This window comes from Paenibacillus durus ATCC 35681 (assembly GCF_000993825.1).
Lineage (GTDB): Bacteria > Bacillota > Bacilli > Paenibacillales > Paenibacillaceae > Paenibacillus_AQ > Paenibacillus_AQ durus_B.
The window spans coordinates 3,650,566-3,672,395 of sequence record NZ_CP011114.1 but is presented as its reverse complement, the minus strand read 5'-3'; the positions used below and the strand labels follow the sequence as shown (position 1 = coordinate 3,672,395).

General features: G+C 54.3%; 19 protein-coding genes. 16 read left to right on the top strand and 3 right to left on the bottom strand.

Going from position 1 to position 21,830, the window contains the following annotated elements:
- The first annotated feature begins 1 nt into the window (after position 1).
- The 4 genes from VK70_RS16945 to VK70_RS16930 all read left to right on the top strand — a co-directional run bounded on the left by VK70_RS16945 (position 2) and on the right by VK70_RS16930 (position 4,481).
- The gene (locus VK70_RS16945; protein WP_025697071.1) at positions 2–1,156 is read left to right on the top strand and encodes a UxaA family hydrolase; all 1,155 of its coding nucleotides are present in this window, start codon (positions 2–4) and stop codon (positions 1,154–1,156) included.
- A gap of 35 nt (positions 1,157–1,191) precedes the next feature.
- Positions 1,192–2,289, top strand: a complete 1,098-nt coding sequence (locus tag VK70_RS16940; RefSeq protein ID WP_025697073.1) for an Ldh family oxidoreductase — start codon at positions 1,192–1,194, stop codon at positions 2,287–2,289.
- Positions 2,286–3,218 carry a hydroxyacid dehydrogenase gene (locus VK70_RS16935; RefSeq protein ID WP_025697075.1) on the top strand — a complete coding sequence of 311 codons (933 nt, stop codon included), beginning with the start codon at positions 2,286–2,288 and terminating at the stop codon, positions 3,216–3,218. The genes VK70_RS16940 and VK70_RS16935 overlap by 4 nt, the downstream gene beginning before the upstream one ends.
- A 381-nt stretch (positions 3,219–3,599) precedes the next feature.
- Positions 3,600–4,481 carry a putative RNA methyltransferase gene (locus VK70_RS16930; RefSeq protein ID WP_025697077.1) on the top strand — a complete coding sequence of 294 codons (882 nt, stop codon included), beginning with the start codon at positions 3,600–3,602 and terminating at the stop codon, positions 4,479–4,481.
- Positions 4,482–4,631: 150 nt separating this feature from the next.
- On the opposite strand, the gene VK70_RS16925 is transcribed toward VK70_RS16930, so the two are convergent.
- Together VK70_RS16925 and VK70_RS16920 are read right to left on the bottom strand one after the other, a co-directional pair.
- Complete coding sequence (locus VK70_RS16925) at positions 4,632–5,657, bottom strand: HAAS signaling domain-containing protein (RefSeq protein WP_025697079.1); 1,026 nt, start codon at positions 5,655–5,657, stop codon at positions 4,632–4,634.
- Positions 5,644–6,000 carry a PadR family transcriptional regulator gene (locus tag VK70_RS16920; RefSeq protein WP_025697081.1) on the bottom strand — a complete coding sequence of 119 codons (357 nt, stop codon included), beginning with the start codon at positions 5,998–6,000 and terminating at the stop codon, positions 5,644–5,646. The genes VK70_RS16925 and VK70_RS16920 overlap by 14 nt, the downstream gene beginning before the upstream one ends.
- A 158-nt stretch (positions 6,001–6,158) precedes the next feature.
- On the opposite strand from VK70_RS16920, the gene VK70_RS16915 reads away from it, so the two are divergent.
- Positions 6,159–7,076 (top strand): serine/threonine protein kinase, encoded by a 918-nt coding sequence (locus tag VK70_RS16915; protein WP_025697083.1) that lies wholly within the window; start codon positions 6,159–6,161, stop codon positions 7,074–7,076.
- Between the two features lie 65 nt (positions 7,077–7,141).
- Here VK70_RS16915 and VK70_RS16910 read toward each other — a convergent pair whose 3' ends face one another.
- The gene (locus tag VK70_RS16910) at positions 7,142–9,256 is read right to left on the bottom strand and encodes a VWA domain-containing protein (protein WP_046723559.1); all 2,115 of its coding nucleotides are present in this window, start codon (positions 9,254–9,256) and stop codon (positions 7,142–7,144) included.
- A 443-nt stretch (positions 9,257–9,699) separates the two neighbouring features.
- On the opposite strand from VK70_RS16910, the gene VK70_RS29260 reads away from it, so the two are divergent.
- The 11 genes from VK70_RS29260 (at position 9,700) to VK70_RS16860 (ending at position 21,800) form a co-directional block, all read left to right on the top strand.
- Positions 9,700–9,825, top strand: coding sequence for a hypothetical protein (locus VK70_RS29260; protein WP_267885605.1), 126 nt, complete (start codon positions 9,700–9,702; stop codon positions 9,823–9,825).
- Complete coding sequence (locus tag VK70_RS16905) at positions 9,785–11,953, top strand: hypothetical protein (RefSeq protein ID WP_025697086.1); 2,169 nt, start codon at positions 9,785–9,787, stop codon at positions 11,951–11,953. Before VK70_RS29260 ends, VK70_RS16905 begins: the two co-directional genes overlap by 41 nt.
- 116 nt (positions 11,954–12,069) lie before the next feature.
- Complete coding sequence (locus VK70_RS16900; protein ID WP_025697089.1) at positions 12,070–12,495, top strand: hypothetical protein; 426 nt, start codon at positions 12,070–12,072, stop codon at positions 12,493–12,495.
- A 135-nt stretch (positions 12,496–12,630) separates the two neighbouring features.
- Entirely contained in the window at positions 12,631–13,083 is a 453-nt protein-coding gene (locus tag VK70_RS29255; protein ID WP_025697091.1) for a DnaJ domain-containing protein, read from the top strand.
- 32 nt (positions 13,084–13,115) lie between these two features.
- A complete protein-coding gene (locus tag VK70_RS16890) occupies positions 13,116–13,727 on the top strand; it encodes an FHA domain-containing protein (protein ID WP_025697092.1) in 612 nt (203 codons plus the stop codon).
- A gap of 18 nt (positions 13,728–13,745) precedes the next feature.
- Positions 13,746–14,270: an FHA domain-containing protein gene (locus tag VK70_RS16885; RefSeq protein ID WP_025697094.1), complete on the top strand. Its 525-nt coding sequence runs from the start codon at positions 13,746–13,748 to the stop codon at positions 14,268–14,270.
- 74 nt (positions 14,271–14,344) lie between these two features.
- Entirely contained in the window at positions 14,345–15,211 is an 867-nt protein-coding gene (locus VK70_RS16880) for a PP2C family protein-serine/threonine phosphatase (RefSeq protein WP_025697095.1), read from the top strand.
- 35 nt (positions 15,212–15,246) lie between these two features.
- Positions 15,247–17,052 (top strand): PP2C family protein-serine/threonine phosphatase, encoded by a 1,806-nt coding sequence (locus tag VK70_RS16875; protein ID WP_046723557.1) that lies wholly within the window; start codon positions 15,247–15,249, stop codon positions 17,050–17,052.
- Positions 17,053–17,120: 68 nt separating this feature from the next.
- Complete coding sequence (locus tag VK70_RS16870) at positions 17,121–18,428, top strand: hypothetical protein (protein WP_046723556.1); 1,308 nt, start codon at positions 17,121–17,123, stop codon at positions 18,426–18,428.
- On the top strand, positions 18,425–19,114 hold the full coding sequence (locus VK70_RS16865; protein ID WP_025695658.1) for a hypothetical protein: 690 nt from the start codon (positions 18,425–18,427) through the stop codon (positions 19,112–19,114). Before VK70_RS16870 ends, VK70_RS16865 begins: the two co-directional genes overlap by 4 nt.
- Positions 19,115–19,148: 34 nt before the next feature.
- Positions 19,149–21,800, top strand: a complete 2,652-nt coding sequence (locus VK70_RS16860; RefSeq protein ID WP_046723554.1) for an Hsp70 family protein — start codon at positions 19,149–19,151, stop codon at positions 21,798–21,800.
- Positions 21,801–21,830 lie beyond the last annotated feature (30 nt).

Below are 21,830 nucleotides of genomic sequence, written 5' to 3'. Positions count from 1 at the left end.
GATGGGACAATTATTCGGATATCGCAGGGAAAACGGCAAGGTGGGCATCCGCAATCATGTGATTATTTTACCGGTTGACGACATTTCGAACGCGGCCTGCGAGGCGGTGGCGAAGGTCGTCTCCGGCACACTGGCTCTCCCCCATGCTTACGGGCGGCTGCAGTACGGAGAGGATCTGGAACTGCACTTCCGCACCATGATCGGAACAGGCAGCAATCCAAACGTCGCGGCGGTCATCGTGATCGGCATTGAACCCAATTGGACGAAGATCATCACGGACGGCATCGCCGCCACAGGCAAACCGGTGGCCGGATTCTCCATCGAAGGCTTGGGTGATCTGGAAGTAATTCGGCGGGCGTCCTGGAAAGCCAAGGAATTCGTGCAGTGGGCCACAGAGCTTCAGCGGGAGCCCGTATCTCTCTCGGAGCTTACCGTAAGCATCAAGTGCGGAGAATCGGATACGACAACGGGGCTGGCCTCCTGCCCGACGGTCGGCGAAACGGTTGATTATTTGATCGATCAGGGGGCGACCGTGTTTTTCGGGGAGACTTCCGAGCTTACGGGCGGAGAGCATCTGATTGCGGACCGGATGGCGACGGAAGAGCTGCGCGAACAATTCCAGCGCACCTATGAACGTTATGTCTCCGGATTCGCTTCCCAGGGCGTGGACCTGCTCGGCTCCCAGCCGACCCAGGGCAATATCGCCGGCGGGCTGTCCACGATTGAAGAGAAGGCGCTCGGCAATATCGAAAAAACCGGCACCAAGCAGGTCATTGGCGTACTGAAGCCTGCCGAGGCGCCGCAGAACGGCCCGGGCCTGTATTTCATGGACAGCTCTTCCGCCGCTGCGGAATGCATAACGCTCATGGCCGCTGCCGGAGCGGTCATCCACTTTTTCCCAACGGGTCAGGGCAATGTCATCGGCAACCCGATCGAGCCGGTAGTCAAAATATCGGCCAATCCGAAGACGGTCAAGCTGATGGCCGAGCATATCGACGTCGATGTAAGCCCGCTGCTGGAGCGTTCGATCACGCTGCCGGAAGCGCGGGAGCGATTGCTGGAGACGCTGGAACGGACCGTCAACGGACGTCTGACGGCGGCAGAAGCGCTGGGCCACCGGGAGTTCGTGATGACCAAGCTGTATCCGAGCGCGTGAATAAAGATAAATGAACGGGGAGGCGTAACGTTCGTATGACAGCAAAGCGCTATGACAGCGGGAAGCTCAATGACTTTGTACAATCGGTACTGATCTCCTTGAATGTGCCTGAGGAGGACGCGTTCATTACGGCCGATTCCCTGGTCCGAGCCGATTTGGAAGGGCACGGGAGCCATGGCGTCAGCAGACTGCCGGTCTACTTCCGGCGCATTCAGGAAGGAAGGATCAATGCCGCGTCCAAAATTACGGCCGAGCGTCACGGTTCGGTGCTGACTGTGGACGGAGGGAACGGGCTGGGCCAAGCAGTGGCCGTTCGGGCTTTGCGGGAGGGGATACCCATCGCCCGGGAGCAGGGGCTCGCGGCCGTGTTCGTACACGGAAGCAATCATTTCGGAACGGCGGCCTATCTTTGCCAGGAGGCGGCCAAGGAGAACATGGCGTCGGTCGTCATGACCAACTCTCCGCCGGGCATCGCCCCCTGGGGAGGCCGGTCGGCTTTTCTCGGGACGAACCCGATCGCATTCGGATTCCCATCCGGCGCCGAAGGCAAGCCGGCGATCATTGCCGACCTTTCATCCAGCGTTGTGGCGCGCGGGAAGATCATGCAGGCGCAAAAGCGGGAGCAGCCGATCCCCGAGGGCTGGGCCATCGACAGTGAGGGACGGCCGACCACGGAAGCCGGAGAAGCGCTGAAGGGAGCGATTCTGCCGCTGGGCGGAGCCAAAGGCTATGCTCTGGCACTTGCCGTGGAGATGCTGTGCGGTATCCTGACCGGCGCCTCCTTTGGTCCGCATATTGGCAATCTGTACAAAGATGGAGATAAACATGCCGATGTGGGCCATGTCATCCTGCTGTTCTCGCCGGCCCGCTGGCTGAATATGGAGGCATATTACGATACCGTCTCGCGGTTCGCAGACGAGATCAAGGAGGTACCTTTGTCGCCCGGCGCGGAGGAAATATTGCTTCCGGGAGAGCGGAGATTCCGCTCCGCCGGGCGGAATCGGCTGTCTGGAATCTCCCTGCCGGACAATGTCGTCAGTGAACTGGAGGAGCTGGCCCGGGAGGCAGGGACCCCGTTTCCTCCGCAGCTGACGCATGAAGGGGAAGAAACACGGAAGGGAAATGAAGCATGAATATCCTCGTAACGGAATGGAACGCTCCGAATGGTCTGGAATTGCTGGAGAAGGAGGGGTATCATGTACGCTATGATCCGGGTCTGTGGAACAGTCCGGAACTCGGGGAAGCGGTCAAGGAAGCGGACGCTCTGATCGTCCGCAATCAGACACGGGTAACTGAGGCGCTTATCGGGACGGCATCCCGTCTGAAGGCGATTGGACGGCTTGGCGCGGGGCTGGACAATATCGACTTGGATGCGGCGGCCTGCCGGAAGATCCCGGTCGTTACGGCGGGAAGCGCCAATGCGTCCGCTGTGGCTGAATACGTCATCGCAGCCATCTTCCATTCTGCCCGGCGTCTCGGGGAGGCGGCATCCGGCGTGCGCTCCGGAGGCTGGCCCCGGCAGCAGTTCACGCTGCACGAAATCGGCGGCAAGACGCTGGGGCTGGTCGGCGTAGGTGAAATCGGCCGACGGACAGGCGCCAAAGCAGCGGCACTCGGGATGAATGTCCTGGGCTGCGATCCGCGGCTTAAGGATGGCGGCGATGCCGCCAATACGGAGATTATCCCCGCCGATCTAAGCCGGGTACTCGCCGAAAGCGACTATGTCAGCCTACACGTTCCTTTGCTTCCGTCGACGCATGGTCTGATTGACGCTTCGGCGCTGAATCGGATGAAGCCGTCCGCTATTCTAATCAATACGTCGAGGGGAGCCGTGGTCGATGAAGACGCCCTGTACGAAGCGCTTGCCGCGAACCGGCTTGCCGGCGCCGTGCTGGATGTGCTGAGTCACGAACCGCCGCCGGAGGATCATCCGCTGCTGGCGCTTCCCTCCTGCACGGTTACGCCCCATATTGCCGGGCTGACCCGGGAATCGCAGGCTCAAATATCGGAGATTGTATCGCTGGGGGTGATCTCCGCGCTGCGGGGGCAAGTGAACCGGTAAGTACATTAATGCGGCGCCGGCTCCTGACTGTTAATTGCCAAATGCTTTGACGAACTTTATACTATGAATGATACTTCCAATATTACGCTCATATTTTCCAAGGAGGATTGTTAAAAATGGTATTCTATATCAGACTGCGTTTCCCGGCTTTGAACGCGTAATTAAATACGTTCAAAGGCTCTGTTTGGCTATACAGAGTAAACGGGATCAGTCTGTCCATTTTTAATCATCCTCTTCTTTTGTTTAGCATAAGTGAGGTTTATTTGGCGACGGCTATCTTGGCTTAAACCTTAATCGAATAGGGATGGGGCTTTTCCCGTTTACTCTGGATCACAGGCAAACCGCCTGTGATTTTTTATTTTTTTCAGAGGGAGATAAGTCATGACCAGACAATCAATAGGTGCAGCGCGTGTGAAAGAATTGGAGTCGGCATTTAAATGTCCGCTCTGCGAAAGTCCGATGAGAGTTGCCGATTGTAAAAGCCTGATCTGTTGTAGAAACCACACCTTTGATTTCTCAAAACACGGCTATCTTAACTTGTCGGCCCGTCCCGCAAGCAGAAAATACACGAAAGAATTATTTCAAGCAAGGCGCAAAATCATTACGGAATCCGGCCTCTATACTAAGATGCATGAGACGATTGCGGGAGCGATAGAGAAGCATAAGGGCGGTTCTGCCGACTCCTATACGATGGCGGATTTGGGCTGTGGGGAGGGCTCGCATTTACACCGGATTTTGGAGGAATGCGGGAGTCCGGGAATTACCGGAATCGGTCTTGATCTATCCAAGGAAGGCATTGTCATGGCTTCAAAAAAATACGAAGCTCCCATTTGGATTGTGGGCGACTTGGCCAAATCACCGCTTGCAGACCAATCGCTTAATGTCGTACTCAATATTTTGTCTCCGTCCAATTACAAGGAATTCAAGCGGATTTCGGCTCATGATGGCCTAGTGATTAAAGTCGTACCCCGCTCCGGCTACCTAAAAGAACTCAGAGAAGCCCTCTTCGGCCGCGAGGAGAATATGAGCTATCGCAACGATGAGACGGCGGCGCTGTTCAGGCAGCATTTTGTTCTAGCGGATGTGATTCATCTAAACTACATCAAAGAACTGAATCAAGCGGAACTCGGAAATATGGTGCGCATGACCCCACTTTCCTGGTCCAGCAATAAGACGCGGATCGACGGCTATATTAACCGGGATTATGCTGAGATCACCGTGGATCTGGATATTTTGATTGGAGTAAGTACTGATTCTGGATGAGCCGACTTATCAAAAGTATGAAGGCACGATTCTCCTCGTATCGCATGACCGTATGTTTATTGACCGTGTGGCCGACCATATCTATGTCATTGAGCAGTAAGCGGAGAGCCCCTCTCCGCTTCTTGTATCTCCGGCTTTAGATGATTCGCACTAACGTTGATAAATGGTTCTTAGCCGGTATGCCTTTACCGCAGCAGTGATCATATCAATGAAGATTACGATTCCGATCAAATAAATGAATCCTCCGGTGATTCTGCTCCAGTTGCCGCTCACGCTGTAGAAGGCCCCGCTCCCTGCCGGCGTTATCCCGGATTCTGCCATTTGCCGCATAAAATCGGGATTCCATATGGCCGAATCGTTGAACATGAACAGAGCCAGCACGAAATACAGCAGACTGACCAGAATTTCAAAGCCTATCAGCGCCGGCGTCCATTTCCTCGCAGCTATCTTCAGGATATCCTTCAAAATACTGAGGGCGAATACCGCCAAGATAAACGGGAGGAACCCGCGAAATACCGTTTCGTCAAAAATAGGCACAATCTTCATGGAATCGCTCTCCGGAAAATGCCATACTCCGAAGAGATTAAGCGACGAGGTAAACAGAAGCCCCAGCAGAATGGTAAAGATCAGACTGGCGATTGGGTCTGACCGTTTGATGCTTAAGCGGTGGTCAGGCAGGGGAGGCAGATCGGCTGGTTTCCAAGCGTTCCTTGCCCCCATCCCCGTTCGGATGCGTCTCGCTCCTGCATATTCGATCAACCCAAAAGTAAGAGTTACCCAGGCGAATCCCTGAATGAATCCCATAAACAAGGAAGCCAGATAATCCAGAAAATGTCCAAGCGCATCCAGAGGGGCGGTAAACATCTGGAACGCGGATGCAACCGTAACGGCAATCCCAATGGAGAGCAGCACAATCTTAAGCACAGCCAGATAGGACCCGAACACTTCCGGACTGACCAGGTATCTTCCGTACCCCCTGTATTGATCAGCCAGTTTTTGCGGATCTCCAAGCTCTAGCAGCACTTCTTCCACATCTGCGGTGGAGGCGTCCCGGCCTCCGCTGCGCTCTTCAAGCATGTCCTCGATTAATCCCTGAAGCTCCCTCTTAATATCCTCCCGCTGTCTGCCCGTCAGCCGGTGCGTTACCGCATGGATATATCGGTTAACCAGCTCCATTGCCATCGTCTCCTTTAATTAAGCTTTCAAGGCCGTCGCTCAGGCTCTTCCATTCCTTGCAGAGCTGCAGATAGACCTCTTTCCCGGTAGGACTGAGTGAATAATATTTCCTTGGGCGCGTTTCATTTGTGTCCCACGTACTTTCCAGCAATTCCTGCTTCTCCAATCTGCGCAGAAGAGGGTATAAGGTACCCGGATCAATATTTACACCCTTTTCCTGCAAAATGGTGACCAGAGAATAGCCGTAATGAGGCTCGGATAATTGGCTGAGAACGCTGATGATAATTGTTCCGCGCCGCAGCTCCTGAATTAACCCGTTGATCGTCTCTTGAATATCGGCCATATGCATCAGCTCCTGATTTCATTATACTGTGTGTCACACACTATTGTAAATGAAATAATATTATCGATTCATAATCCTATTTAAAGGAAGGGAAGGCTTGACACATAATGGTCTAAAGTAGAAAAATTAGGATTAACCGCTATATAGGAGGCTGAAGCATGAACAGCGTTAAGGGTGATGACAATCTGTCTCGGAACACGAAACTTCGCGGCACCTATCAGATTCGGAAGCCGCTGTGCCGCAGCGAGCTGTCGATTGTCTACCAGGCCCGGAGCATCCAAGGCGAGTCGGCCTTGAAGGTGGTTGTTAAGGAATTTTTTCCGGCGCTGCTGGCTGTACGGACCACTGACAAACAGGCGGTGAAGTGCCGCTCGCACTCGCTGGCAGGCAAGTACCGGGAGCTGATGGATTCCTTTTTGCAGGAAGCGGAGATTTTGAAGGAACTGAGGCATCCGGGGATTGTAGGTTATGTGGACCATTTTGAAGAGAACGGTACGGCCTATCTTGTCATGGAGTACTGCGAAGGTCAAACCCTGGACAAGCTGATCAAGGACCGGAACACCCCGGTTGATGCAGCATTCCTCCGCAGCACGCTGCTGCCGCTAATCGACGCGCTGAAGTATATTCACAAAAATGGTTTTATCCACCGGGATATTAAACCGGGAAATATTATGGTTGGAGAAGGCGGAGAGGTTAAGCTTCTGGATTTTGGATCGGCTGTAAGATATGACGGCAAAGCGCATCCGATCTTTACAACCGCCGGCTATTCGCCGCTGGAGTTCTACTCGAGCCGCTCCTGTCAGGGACCGGTCTCCGACATGTATAGTTTGGCCGCCACGGTGTACTATTGCTGTAACGGGACCCCTCCCCCAGACGTACCGAAGCGGTTGTTCCGGGACAATCTGCAGCCAGTTGCGCTCAGCGGCAGCGCTTCTTCCCCGCTGCTGTCCTTTGTCATTCGCCGGGCTCTTGCTGTGAAGCATCAGCGGCGGGTCCGTTCATTCCGCTGGTTTAAGGCTGCTCTGCAGGCGGAATATTGGCTGCACAGAGGGAAGCGTCAGCGCTCTGGAGGATAACCTTCAGGGCTGACGCTTTTCAGGCGCCATTGTACCCGAGCAGCGGAGCTCCGCTTCTTCTCCGGTTATCCTGCCCGGTTCGAATCTCCGCCGGTGTAAATGTTCGTTACCGGCTTAATCGCCTTGTAGCGAAGCTCAATTTCCGTTATTCCATCCTCGAATGTAATGTACAGTTTCTCATTGTAGGACATGACTGCCTTTTGATTTCTCGCGACCGGCGTCTTGCCGTGCTGGACCGCGCAGCGCGTATCGTGCTTGACGGTCAGCATCCCGTTTTTACCTGGCGTGAAGACGATCCGCTCCGCTTCCGGCAGGGGCTCATGCACAGCAAGCGAGTGGAACAGCTCATTTAGTGTAACCTTGCGCCCAGGGAAGGAAGTAAGCGGCCATGACTTGACCGGAACCTCGTTGCCGCTGGCCGTCGCGAGGAACAAGCCTTCAAGCTTGCCGGTGAAATCTGGCCTTGGTCTAAAGCAGAAATATAGCAGCACACCGGCGGCAATCGCCAGCAGGGCCCCGCCCAATGACCATTTTAGCACGGTATATCTGGATTCCACGGTCAGAAGCAGGACAGCGCTCGCCGTCTCCCCTTGCGGGTCCGCCGCAGTCAGTTTTAGGCCCGCCTCTCCCGTGCGCAGAGAAGACAATACCAATGTATGTCCTTCCCATTTATATCGGCCAAGATCGAAAGCTTTCTCATCTGCTGCGGAGAAGGTCAGCGGATCATTGTTGGCATCGTGAAAATAATCGTCCAGATTCAGCCGGATTTCCCCGTCCTCGCGGATGGCATGGAGCTTCCAATTCCCCGTCGCCTCAGGTCCGGTGTTCACTGCATGGACGTTATTTACTATTCCATTCCGGTAGAAAGCCGCGCCGTGCATTTTAACCTGCCATGTATATTTTCCCGTCTGCGGGAAGCTGTACTTCGCACGGAAGCTTCCGGACTTATAGACCATTGGAATCTGCTTCTTGCTCTGACCGTTCGCCGAAGTGACAACAAGCTCTGCTTTAAGCGAGGTATAGACATCTTCATTTTGGAGCGGCTGCCCGCCGCCGGTCACAAGCCGCGCTTCAAAAGCGGTCTCCTGCCCTTTTAGGGTTTCTCCCCCCGCAAGCCGGGACGCTCCGTTTCCGGCATTCTTCCCGCTCGCCCCTCCGCCAGTCATCTTGCTGTCTACTTCCAGCGCGTAGCTTCCAAGCAAATTGACTTTGATCAGATCGCCCGCCTGTCCCCGCAGCTTCAGCTTCAGCGACCCGGCTGCCGGATGGCCGATTTTCAGAATGACGTACCGGTTCGATTCATATCTTCGGATATTGTCCGAATTATAGTACAGCTGCGCCTCTTTCAGCCGATGCTCGGAGAGCAGGACGAGATTCGCTTCCTCCATGCTGGAATCGGGAATGGTCACCATTACGTCTTGGAGTGAACCAGTCGCGGTGATGCCGGCGGTCTGCATGAGCTGGGAACGAATCTGACTAGCGAAAATACGGTTGACGATTTCCGGAAGATCATCCGCGCTGCTCGTAATATATGAGCTCCCGCCGGTTTCCCCGGCAATTTGCTCCAGCTCCTTCCGGTTTACGGCTCCGTTGTGATTAAGCCCGATCGTATAGACGGGATAGTTTCTGGCCTTGGCCGATTTAATTACAGAGGCCACATCCCGGTCGGAATCCGCTTTGGTCCGTGAGCTGGAAAAAGGACCGAAGTCCGTCTCGCCATCGGAGAGCAGAATCAGAAACGGCTTTCTTCCTTCTCCCGTCCCGGAAGCAAGCAGATCCGCTCCTTTGCGGAGACCGAGGCCCAGATCCGTATATCCGGACCGTTTCAGGCTGGAAATGTCCGTTTGAATTCCCGTCCGCCGGGCCGCCACTGCAATGGAGGCGAGGGGACTAGCGGCGACAATCTGGTGATTGTAAGCGACAAATCCGACCTTGGTGCGGCTGGCGTCGCTCATGTCCATGAACATTTTCACGACTTCAGTGGCGATTCCTTCCTTGTCCGATTCTCGCATTGAATAGCTGGTATCCATAACAAACACAACGTCATATCCGGCAGGAAGGGCCGAGGAAGCAGCCTCCGCGGATCCGGTCAAACCGGCAGAAAAAAAAGTTTGAACAAAAATTAAAAATAGTACAAAAGTCACGACAGCCTTAGTCCTGTATTTCTTTAGGTTCTTCATAATCTCCTCCCTGAATTTTGACTGGATTTACCGCTATGTGCCTGAGCCCCTTGCTTTTTCGAACCATTCCCGAACCTTCGGACCGTTTAGCGGATCAAGATGGAACCCATTCCTGAATATGAACAATACCCTAAAATCTAACATTACTTTATCGGACGGCAGCATTTTGGAATGAATAGAGAATTTTGTAATAAGGTCTATTTGCATAGAAATTTTCGTAATTTCACGGAACTATGAGTCTATAGGACCTGTTTTTTATATGAATGACTTAAATTGACAAAAATAATAGGCCGTCGTTAATATTAGGTGTGAGATTGAGGAATTATCTGGAATACAATCGGCTTTTGTAGAAATTCAGGAAGAACCGCGAGACATGGGAATGTATGTTCCTTGAGTCTAACGGACGACCATACATATGCACTGAGGGAGGAGGAGGCAGCGAAATGGGTGACAAGGTCCTGGGTATTTGGCATTCGTACAGCGGATGGCGAATCGACAATATTTTGGCAATTGAGCTGCCGAACATGAATGGAGATTATCAATCAAACGAACCGCACCATTCTTTTTGAGGAGATTAATCCGGAAAAGCTTGATCTGATTACCATCGTAGGTGATGTCAAAGGGATTGACAGCTTAAGCGACGACCGCATTAAAGAGATTAACCAGCAGCTGCTGGTCCGCAGCTTCGATGAATTTCTGGACAAGTTTACCCCGACGGTATACTCGTTTTTTAACGCGGCCAACCAGAAGGTGATGTATACGCTGCGCAAGCCGGATGGCATTCCCGACGAGATGATTTCGGAGATCCGGGTGGATCAGAACAATGATTTTCTGAAAATGCTGTTTACCCTGATTGATACGAAACGCAGCCAGGGCATCACGAACGTCGATTTTAAATTCGAGAACCTGCTTGATATGATTTCGCCCAAAAAAGTGATGGATGATATCCGCCAGGTGCGCAAAGAAATTCATTATCTGTACGGGCAATATGATCAGCTGGATGAAGGCGACCCGAAAAAGCTCGATATGGGCGATAAGCTGAACGCAATGTTCGAGGAAGCGAGCCGAAACTACAACAATGTTATGGCCATGCTGCCGCTGGCGATCGAGGATATCAAGACCCGGCTTCTGCTTGGCGGAGCACAGGAAGAGAATGCGGGAGAAGCCGTTCAGATCGGCATGCTGACCATCGGCGAGGGCGGCGAGCTCAAGATTATTGAAGCGCCGAAAAGCGACAGCACAGAGCTGGTACTGCTGGATGAGAACGGGGCAGGCGATTTATCGGCCGTCTTTGGGGAGGACTATGACTCCATTACGGAGAGCCCATCCAATTACGTGAAGGATTTGGTTGTCCGTACCTTCGTACCGCTCCCTGCCGTGCATGCGGAAGTGAACACGGAGCTGGAGGTACAGAACTACAATACCTACCTGGAATTTTATAAGAATGCCAAGGATGATTTTGTTAAGACCGTTAAGCCGCTTGTCGAGAAAATTATTGGCGTCAAACTGTTCTTTGACCAGTACGCCACCAAGAACAAAGGTATGCTGCCGACGATGCTGATTGCCAACAGCAAGCTCGATATGCTCGTGAAGAGCAGCAACATCCCGCGTCTGGAGACGTTCCTTAACACCGTCAACTCGAAGAATGATTTCAGCGACACGATCTGGTTCGGCATTGTGCCATCGGTTGAACTGGAAACTGCAGGCAAAGTCAAGGTATCGCGCGAACGCTTTAAAGGCAATGAGAAGGTTGTGAAGAATGACGGGTACACGATGGAATCACTGTCCATGCTGCTTCAGGTGGTCAAGGATTACAAAATTCAAATCTTCTTCAATTTCGAATCCGGGGAAGATACGACCTTTAACAGCATGGCGACAGCGGGCATCGATAAGTATATCGACAAATGCGCCCCGCTGGTCCGCAAGGAATACAGCGAATTTGCCATTCCTTGTGTCCCGAATTTCACCATCATTCCGAAAGAGAAATCGGGCGTAATCATTGACAGCAAGATGCTGCAAACGGAGAATGGCGTGGAACTGTCCAAGGAGAAGGAAGACATTCTGAAATTGTGGATTGAAGGCGTGTATGTCGGAGCTGCTTATGTAGCCGCAGGACTCGCTGCCGCATATCAATGTCCGGAGTATCTGCGGGAAACGTTCAAAACGGTCAACAAGGACTTTCCGGGAGCGCGCTTCGACATTGAAGCGGGAGACAACAGTCTGCGCACGGTAACGACAATGGCCAAAGAGATTACAGGCTTTACGAACAGCATCAAGGATGCGATCAACCGGAAAAACTTCGGGTTTGTGTTCTCATCGGAAAATGCGCAGCTGCAGGATAAAGACATCCGCCGGATTACGGTGTACAAAGCCAGAAGTATGGCGTTATCGGAGGACGGATTCGATTCTATCTACAAGACACTGGTCAGCACGTATATCGAGCGGATTCTCCGCTACCAGACCGGGGATTTCAAGCATGAGAATATCGTCCGTTTCTTCAGTAACAACCCGAGCAGCCAAAAGAGCAAGTGGGTCGGCACAAGAGGATATATCAACTCGATCATTCAGGACGGGGATGACATCAGTTATGTGATTGATGAGAAGAACAACCTGTGCCATATCGATCTGGTCTTCAACGGCAATGTCAAGAACCTTGAAGTCATGATTACCAAGGGAACCAGCCCTGTGAAAGCGTGATGGGCACTGTGAAAAAGGTATTAAAGGCGTTTCTTAACCGATTCGCCTTTATACATAAATTCCGGCCAAGCGAAAGCTTCCCGGAAATCAAAATTTATTCTAAGGAGGAAACACAGATGGGATTCAGACTGACAATTGAAGGACAAGAAACGATTGAGGTGGGCTTGGACAATATTCAAAAGGTTGTTTATGACACAGACACACCGGATGATTCCAACGCCCGCTCCACAGACGTAGGCTCGACGCTGCGTATCAGCGGCAAAATTATTACCGCAACGGATGGAGACAAAGCAGACGACACCATGAAGCTGGCGCTCTGGTCGCTTGTACCCGCTGAGAAAGCGGATTGCTACCGCAAGCTTACTCTGGAAGTTATCGCGGCCGATCAGGTTGTGCGCAAAATTTCCTTCCCTAACGCTTTTGTTGTAGATTACAACGAAAGCTTCGGCGACACCGAAGGAGTGGGTACATTCTCGATCTTCATTAAACAGAAAAAAGACAAGACCGAGCTGGCAAAGATCGACGGCGGCTACGCGGTATAATCTCGCATTCCGTTATACAGCTAATGCCTTAGGGCAGCGGATAGGGTTGTCTTAACAGAAGCCCGTATTCCCCACCTCAGATTGGGAAATGCGGGCTTCCTAATCCGCGCAAGAAATGAAGGGGAGAGACAAGGCATGGCGGATTACTATGAACTGCTCGATGTCGGCCGGGATGCTTCGGAAGCAGAAATCAAACGGGCTTACCGTAAGCTCGCTAAAAAATATCATCCGGATACGAATCAGGGAAGCAAGGAAGCGGCGCAGAAGTTTAAGCAGATTCATGAGGCCTATGAGACGCTGCGCAGCGAAGCCTCGCGGCAGGCATACGATGTCAGGATGGAGCAGGGTCAGGAAGCGGGGAAACAGGCGGAAGGCGGCCGAACCCGCAGCGGCGGCGGCCGGACCGGAAGCGCGAAGCCGAAATCATATGCAGCTCCGGACCCGGCTGCCATGGCGGAGGAATTTGAGAAGTTTTTCGGCTTTCACCCAAAGACCGGAAAGGGCACGCCGGGAGCTTCCGGCAAGAAAGCCGGAGGCCCAGTGAATGCTGACGGACTGTTCAATCAATTTTTCGGATTCCGCAAATAACAGCGGATTTCCGGAGCAAAGGAGAGATTGACTTGGTCAAATCGGTCAGGGTCATTTGGCTGTTCATACTGGACGTCATCATTTGGGGATTGATCGCGGCCACTGCCATACAAGTGTTCCGCAGACCCGATTTTTACCCGTTGAAGGTTGGGGTAGTTGCAGGGGCTGCGTGTTGCGTGTTGCTGTATCTGTATTTGGGCAGACGCAGGGCGACAGATGCTAGGGGCGTTGAAGCTGTGGATGCCGGCAAGACGGTGACGAATAAGAAGCCGCGCCCTCGGCAGGCGGCACGTCCTCCGGTACAGGAGGTGATCAAGCTTGTTCTGCTTGATGACGACGGCGATCCGCTCAAAGAGTGGTACATCAAAGGAGAGATTTCGCTGCTGATCGGGAAAACGAATGCCCGCCAGGAGGCGGATATCGATCTGGCGGACAGCGAGTATGCTTCGCTGGTCAGCGCGGAGCATGCGGTCCTTAACCGGGTAGGCAGCGAATGGTACGTGGAGGATGTCGATTCCAGAAGCGGAACCGGACTGCGCGCGGCGAAGAAAAGCTCTGTTGACAAGCTCGAGAGCGGGACGCCTCATAGGATAGGCCCAGGGGATCTGCTGTATATCGCCAACACAAGATTGCTGGTGAAATAAGGGGGAAGAGTACATACGATGAGTTTGACAAGATGCCCGAACGGACACATGTTCAGTACACGTAAGCATGGAAATACATGTCCTTATTGCCACTCAGTGGTGCAAGCCGCGGCGGCGGGCGATCCGGCTGCGCGCCAAATTCCGCTTCCTGCGGAAGAGGATAAGACGATGCCGTATCTCGGAGAGACGACCGGCATTCATCCGGTAACCGGCTGGCTGGTGTGCATTGAAGGAGCGCAGATGGGCCAGGACTACCGGATTATGGCCGAGAAGAACTTTATCGGGCGTGCAGAAGAAATGCATATCCGTATTATCGGGGATAACACCGTGTCGCGCCGGAATCATGCCGTCATTGTGTATGATCCGAAAAAGCGCAACTTTTTTCTGCTGCCCGGAGATGCATCGGGGCTGGCTTATCATAACAATGAAGCGGTATATTCCCCGGTGGAGCTCAACGCGTACGATGTCATTCAGCTTGGGAGAAGCAAGTTTATCTTTATTCCGCTGTGCGGGCCGCACTTTGAGTGGGAGAACAACGGATAGTTCATCGGGCTGAAATCGCAAGGCCAAATGGATGCTGCGCGTTAATTGCAAGCCTGACTTTTGAGGTGAAAAGAGTGGACTATGAGAGTGCAGTTGATTTTTATATTGTTGTGGCTATAGCAGTTTGCATCATTATTGCACTGCTTATTATCCGTTTTGGATTCGTAGCGGCGATTCCGCCCCGGCGGCGGCCGGGGCAGGCCGGAGCCATCCGGATCGGCAACGGGCAGACCATTGGCCGCCGCGCCGAGCAGGACGATTATTTCGCCAGCCTGACGACGCCGGTCGGGACGCTGGCTGTGGTCGCCGACGGGATCAGCGGCCTGCAGAACGGACGGATGTCCAGCACTTTGGCGGTGACAACATTTACAAGAGAATTCGCCAAAGTGGAGCGGGCAGACGAGCTGGAAGAATACTTTGCCAGGGCCGCGCGGAAAAGCAACCGCGAAATCCTGCAAAATCTGAATGGACAGGGCGGAGGAACGACGCTGGCGGCGGCTGTAATCACAGGCGGCAAGCTGTATTACGGCGCTGTAGGCGACAGTCTGATTACCCTTTTTCGAAACGGCGAGTTCGTGCCGGTGAATTCGAAGCATACGGCGGAAACGCTGCTGGAGGAGAAGGTGCTCACCGGGGAAATGTCCCGCGAGGAGGCTGCATCCAGCCCGGTCCGCCGCCAGTTGACGAATTATCTCGGCTACGAGGGATTCGAGCGGATGGAGATCGGAGAGGACCCGTTGCCGCTTCGGGGCGATGATTTGGTCCTGCTCGCAAGCGACGGTGTACACGAAGCGCTGACAGAAATTGAGCTTGAACAAATTCTGCTGCAGCAGAAAACGCCCCAGGATATGGCGGAAGACATCATTGACGCTATTGAGGCGAAAGGGCTGCGCGGCCAGGATAACGCCACCGTAGTGATTCTGCGGGAGGACGCCTGCTGAAGTTCGGGGGGAGAAATGTAAAGGGGAAGGTAAGCATGCGCAAGGAGAACAGCCAGTTCACGACCGCCTTTGTGTCAGAAGCAGGCTCCCATATCGACAACCGCGATTATTTTGCTTATATGGAAACGGATGACATGGCTTGTTATGTTCTGGCCCACGGACTTGATACCGACCAGGAGGTAAGGAGCGCCGAGATGGCGGTAAAGGCCATACTGGAAAATTTCATGGAAAAGCCGTACATGTCAAAGCGTCGTTTGCGCGAAGGTCTGCGGGATGCGCAGGAGTGGTTGCAATTCGAGAGCCGCCGCGTACGGCTCAAAGCCAGTCTGTTGGCGGTCGTCACGGACTATACGCGCATGGTGTATGCCTCATGCGGGAATGTCAGGCTGTACCACTTTCGCGGCGGCAGGCTGAATTTCCGCAGCAGGGATCACAGTCTGGCCCAAGCGATGGCGGATGAGGGGCGTATCCCGGAGGAAGCGGCAACCGTTCATGAAGAACGCGGGAATTTGCTTGAGTATATTGGCAAACCAGGGAAAATCCGGAGCTTCTTATCCAAGAAAACCCTGTTGGCCGACGGGGACATTCTGCTGCTTGCCACCCCCGGTCTATGGGGGAACGTTGAACTGGCGGAAATGCTGGGCGCGCTGGAAGAGGCGAAGGACCCGAATGCGCTGACCGACACGCTCGAAGAGGTGCTTCTCAGCCGCCAGCTGCGGACGGTGCCGAATTACACGGCGGCGGCGGTGTACATAGACAAGATTTTTCAGGAGAAACCGAAGAACCGCCGCAAGCTGATCAAGCGGATCGCCATTGGGGCGCTGGCGCTGATGCTGGCGGGCGGCGGCGCCTGGATCTACGCGGCGAAAGCGGCGGAAAAAAAGGCCGAGGCGATTGAAGATATGATTCAATACGGAAAACAGGGTGATGACTACGCACATATGGGTGATTTCGAAAAATCGCTGAAAGCGTACAGTGAAGCCAAAAATGCGGCCACTAAAGCGAATGACAAAATCAGCAAAAAGCTGTACGTAAACAAACAGAACATTTCCCAGGCAATGGTTGACGGCGACGGATACGTGGATAAGGGTGATTTTGAGAATGCGAAAGTCAGCTATGAAAAGGCATTAAAAGCGGCGAACGTCTACCTGCCCTCCGACAGCGACGATATTGAGCACAAGCTAAAAAGTTTAGATGACTACGCCGGCATCCGAAAACAAATGGATGAAGCGGCGCTGAAATTTCAGGGTCAGGATTATATGGGGGCGCTGGCGTTATACAACAAGGCGAATACAGCGGCAACGGAAGCCGGTTATGATGCGGCGATCGAGATCATTACCAAAAAGAAACAGGAGACCCAGGACAAGATCGCGGCTTTGAAGCAGGAGATTCAGGAGATCCGCGCCGGACAATTGGAAGCCCGGGGAAAACGTTTGCTGGCGGCAGAGGATTTCGATGGAGCGATTGATGCCTACAACGACGCCGAGGAAATCTATCAGGCAATAGGAAAACTGGAGAGCGTAGTGGCCGTAGAACGTACCATTTCGAAGATTGATGATAAGAAAATGGCCAAACAGCAGGAGGAAGCGGCTGCGCTTGCCAAGGAGCAGGAAGCCGAACAGGCTGCCGCGGAAGCGGCGGCTGCCGAACAGGCTGCGGCAGAGCAAGCTGCGGCCGGACAGGCAGCCGAAGTAAATGAGGCTCCGGGCAAGGCGTCCGGGCAGCCAGCACCGGGGCAACCTGCATCCGGACAGCCTGGGTCCGGGCAGCCTGCGCCGGATGCGGCTAAGGATGCGGCTAAGGATGCAGCGGAGACAAGCGATGCTGCAGGAGGAGCTTAGAGGAACTTATAGGGTACTATGGCAGCAGCGCAAGAAGCAGCGAACTTAAGGGAGAGGAGCTGAGGGGGATGAAGGAACTTGTACAGGACCGGCTTGGCAGGATGGAGGATCTTCAGCAGCGGCAGATTTTGAAAAATCTCATGACCGGTGTGTTCCTGAATCTGGTGGAATATCAGGAAGAAATGACCCGCAAGCTGGAGCAGCGCGTCTTCCATGAAATGGAGGACGACGGCCAGCGGTACGATATCTTCGTCTCCATGTGCTCCCGGGAGGATTTCGACCCGATTCATGAGTTCCTGTACCCGATGCTGCCGTCGGATTATGCGGACAACACGGTGGATATGAGCAGCGTCGCTTCGGTTATTCGCGAAGGCGGCGAGCTGAAGCTGTTCGGGCTGTTTCTGGAAATGGAGACCGGCGAGGCGCAGCGGCTCATTCAAAGCGGTCGCGTCTTTCATGGCCAGGTCGTTACGGATGCCGGCTCTTACCGGATAGATATCCGGCTGAGACAGGACAAGAGGTATATCCATGAAATTGAAAAATTATATCATGTGTTTCTGGACAACGGAATTCCGTGGAAGACGGTGAACCATCCTTACGCGCATAAATTCGTCGATGTGCTGCTGACCGGGGGCGAAGGGGAGCCCGGATCGCATGAGGAAATCCGGGAGATTACGGTCTCGCTGGATGAGTTCGATGCTTGCAGCCGCCAGGAGGTAATTCCGCTCTGGAATGTGGAGCGGCTGTCGATGAAGAACAGCGGCTTTCCCGTTCCGGCCATTGACCGGGTGAATTATGAGCATGTGCTGTCCCTGCGCAAAACCGGTGTGGAGCACGGATATTTGGTCCGGGCCGGAGGTGAAGGGGAAGTACGCTATATCAAGCGCTCCGAGCACGAGCTGACCGTTGTGACTCCGCGCGAGAAAGCGGGCGTCTGGGAGGTGCTGAAGGTCACGAAGCCGGTAGAGACCCGGCTCGGACGGCAGCTGTACAAGCTGGTATCGAACCGCCGGCGGGACAGCTTTACCGAACGGTATGCCCGCAAGCAGGCAATGGTGGTGCGCGCCAGGGCGGAGATCGCGCGCATTGTTCACTCTTTTGAAGCTGCCGAAGTGCTGGAACTGGAAGGTGTCGAGATTGTTGAACCGGACCGGCGGGAAGCCTTGCCGCTGACCTATCCGCTCAATCCGTTTGTCAGCGATAACGTGCGCACGGAAGCAGGCAAGCTGGTCATGCGGCTCGGGTTCAAGCCTTTGGCGGGGGCACAAGGCGCGAAATCGATCCCGCCGTTTATGATCGGCGACCTGATGAGCTTTGTCGTCTCGGAGGTACAGATGTATTTTCCCGAATACCGCTGTGAAGGGGTGTGGGTATGAATTACATCTGGGATGTCGTGATGCGAATCCGCAATCTTCAGGCCGATGCCGCCGATATCCGGTTTGTGCCGGCAGAGACCTACTCGCCTTATATGGAGCTGAGTCTGCCGGAGCTGAATGCGGTGCTGCCAGGGCAGATGCTCGAAATCAACCCCTACTACCGGTTTTACGATATTTTCCGCGATTTGTACGCCCCGGATTTAACCGGCGACGAGGAACTGCGGGATACGCTGTTTGATCTTTTGATGCATTTTCTAGCGGAAATCGATTTGTATCAGGGGATGAACCGGCGGGAGTATTATATCCGGTTTGTACGGCGGGATATCGCCAGCGGGCTGTTCGGCGGCCGGATTCGCGAGTATTTCTCAAGGCTGGAGCGGGAGGAGCAGGAGACGGTGGCCGAAGGGATTTTGCGGCTGTATGAAACGGGGGAGGCTGTGCATCTGTTCAAGGAGATGATGAAGCGTCTGTTCCCCGGCTCGGTGATCTATGCCAACTGTGAAGAGAAGGACGAACTGCTCATCTATGTAGGACGGGAAGAGGATGAAGCTGCCCGCATCCGCGTCGAGCTGATTCTGGAGCTGTTCCTGCCGCCCCGCTTTCAAACGGAGCTTTATTGGAGCCGTCATTTCGGGGTGCTGGGAACGGAATCGACTATGCGAATGGATGCGATTGCGCTGTATTAATGGCGGCTGCGGCAGAAGAAAGGACATGTGAAGGATGAACGGACCTTATACCTATCGGCTGTACAACCACTCCATGGAGAGCGCTGGGGTCCGGTTCACAGCCAGATTTACGCGGACGGAGCTGGAACAGATGACAACGTTTCAGCTCCGGGGCATCTGTGACAAAGAGCGGCTGGTAGAAGGGCTTGCCAAGCGGCTCGAACGCGAGGAATTAATCGCGCTGATTCTGCGGTTTCGGGGGGCCGACAGCAGCCAACTGATCGGCAGACCGCATCCGGGCGGGTTCGAGCGGCTGGAAGCGGCGATGCAGAAGCGGCTTGGCACCGACCGGCTGGAAGCGGGACATATTCGCGTTCCGGCCAAAATCGTGCTGTACGAGGAAATCCGGCTTGGCCGCATGGACGGATACCGGGTGGAATCGGATCTTCATTGGCTGGCTGAATCCAATGTGCTGATCGTCAATGCGCTCGGCGGGCTGTGCGGTGTGCTGAATCTGGTTAAGGACGAGACGGAGGCGGGGGTCTATTTTCTGTCCCGGCATAGCTTGGCCGAGCTGCGGCTGACCGCGAACCAGCAATACAGCCTATTGTTCTTCCGACGGCAGGAATCGGAATATTTGTACGATGCCTATTACGGGGACAAGCCGCTGCTGCCGTCGACCTTGCACGCCGTCCGCATTCCCGTGGCAGAGCTTGTCATCCGCAAGCCGGAGATGACCGATGCGGTGCTCGCTATTGATTTTGGCACTTCCAACACTACGGCGGGGGCTTATCTGGACAGTACCTACGTATCTGCACCCGATCCGAACGGCGCCGGGCATGTCCTGCTTGATGCGGTCAATTACGTCTCCTTCCCGGGAGCGGACGGACCAGGTGGGGAGTGGATTGAAGTGCTGCCGACCGCCGTCAGTGTGGAGGACTGCGCGAATCCGCAGCATATTGTCTATGCCTTCGGGGAAGAGGCGCTGCGGGGCGGCAGAGTGCCGGGCAGCCGGGCGACGGTTATGCGCGGCATCAAACGCTGGGTCAATGATTACAAGCGGCCGGAAGAGCTGATGGACCCGGAAGGAAATACGGCGCGGGCTCCGCGCAGCGAGATACTGGCCGCGTTCATCCGCTATGTGGTCGGGACTGCGGAGCAGCAGTTCAAATGCCGGTTCCGGCATCTGCATCTGTCCTCTCCGGTGAAGCTGAAGGCCCAGTTCATCGAGATGTTCAGCGAGATTCTGCCGGAGTACCGGATTGAAGCCAAGGACACTTTGGACGAAGGACTCGCTGTCCTCTACAATACGCTGGCCGACCAGATGGACAAGGGAACGTTCGCCGACGGAAAAGAATATCAGGCGCTGGTTATCGATTGCGGCGGGGGAACAACGGATTTGTCGTCATGCCGATTCAGGATCGAGGACGGGCGGATTGCCTACAAGCTGGATATCCACACCACGTATGAGAATGGGGACACCAATTTTGGCGGCAACAATCTGACCTACCGGATTATGCAGTTTATGAAAATCGTATTCGCCGGCTACTATGCGGCGGAGACACGCCTGCCCGACACGGACATTGACGCCCTGATCGGTATTCCGTCCGGCGATGTGTACCGGTACGTCGATGAATACGGCGTGGAGTCCGTATATGCCGGGCTGGAACGCCGTTACCGTGAAGCTGAGGCGATTCTGCCGACCGCGTTCAGGCAGTATGAGCAGGCCAGCCGCGACGAATATCAGCGGGTGCTCGGGAATTTCCATCTGCTGTGGGACGCGGCGGAGCAGATGAAGCGCGAATTTTTTCGGCGGACGGGTATTCTCCGAAGCCGTTTCGAAGCGGAACAGGTGCGGTCGGCCGACAGTGACCTGAATATTGCAGTCATGAACCGGTGGATGGTGTCGGTTGTGGAGAACGGAAGGTTCCGGGATGAGTACAGTCTGCCTGACGTCGTCTTTAACATTCGCGAAATCCAGCAGTTGGTCAAGGCGGATATTTACGGTATTGTACGTAAGTTTCTGGAGGACTTCTATCAGGATGGGCGTCTGCAGGATTATTCAATCATCAAGCTGACCGGTCAGAGCTGCCGCATCGACGTGTTCCGTGAAGCCTTGAAGGAATTTGTCCCGGGACGCAGCATTGAATTCCGGCAAAAGGCCGCGGAGCAGGACAGGGTGCCGGAGCTGAAGCTGGCGTGCGTGCGCGGGGCGATCCGTTATCTCAATGCGAAGAAAATGGGGCGGATTGAGCCATTCATTACCGATCATGTGCCGGTGATTCCTTATACGGTCAGCGCGTACACGCACACCGGTCAGGAGAAGGAACTGGTGGAGAGCCTGACGCCGAGCCGTTCCGGCGGTTATATTTCCCGGCCGTCGCAGGCGGTTGAAGTGGAATTCTTCCTGACTGCGCACGGAGGAGCGCTCCGCCAGCGTCATGTATACCAGCGCCGTCCGAACGAGTTCCGGCAAGTCACATACGAGAATATCGCGGAGCTGTACGGCGAGGGGATTCCCCAGGATGACACGGATTCGATCCGCAACGGCGAAACTAAATATTTTGTATTGGCTGGTGGAAGCCGCTGGGGATTTCACGTTGTGCCGGTCGCGCGGCAGAATGAAATTCTGGAGCTTGGCGCGAAACGGTTCTTCGCGTTTGAGAGCGATCTGTCCGAACTGGATTTTTTTGACGGAACCAAATAAGGGCAGCCAGGCGGTACCCAAGAGGGACAC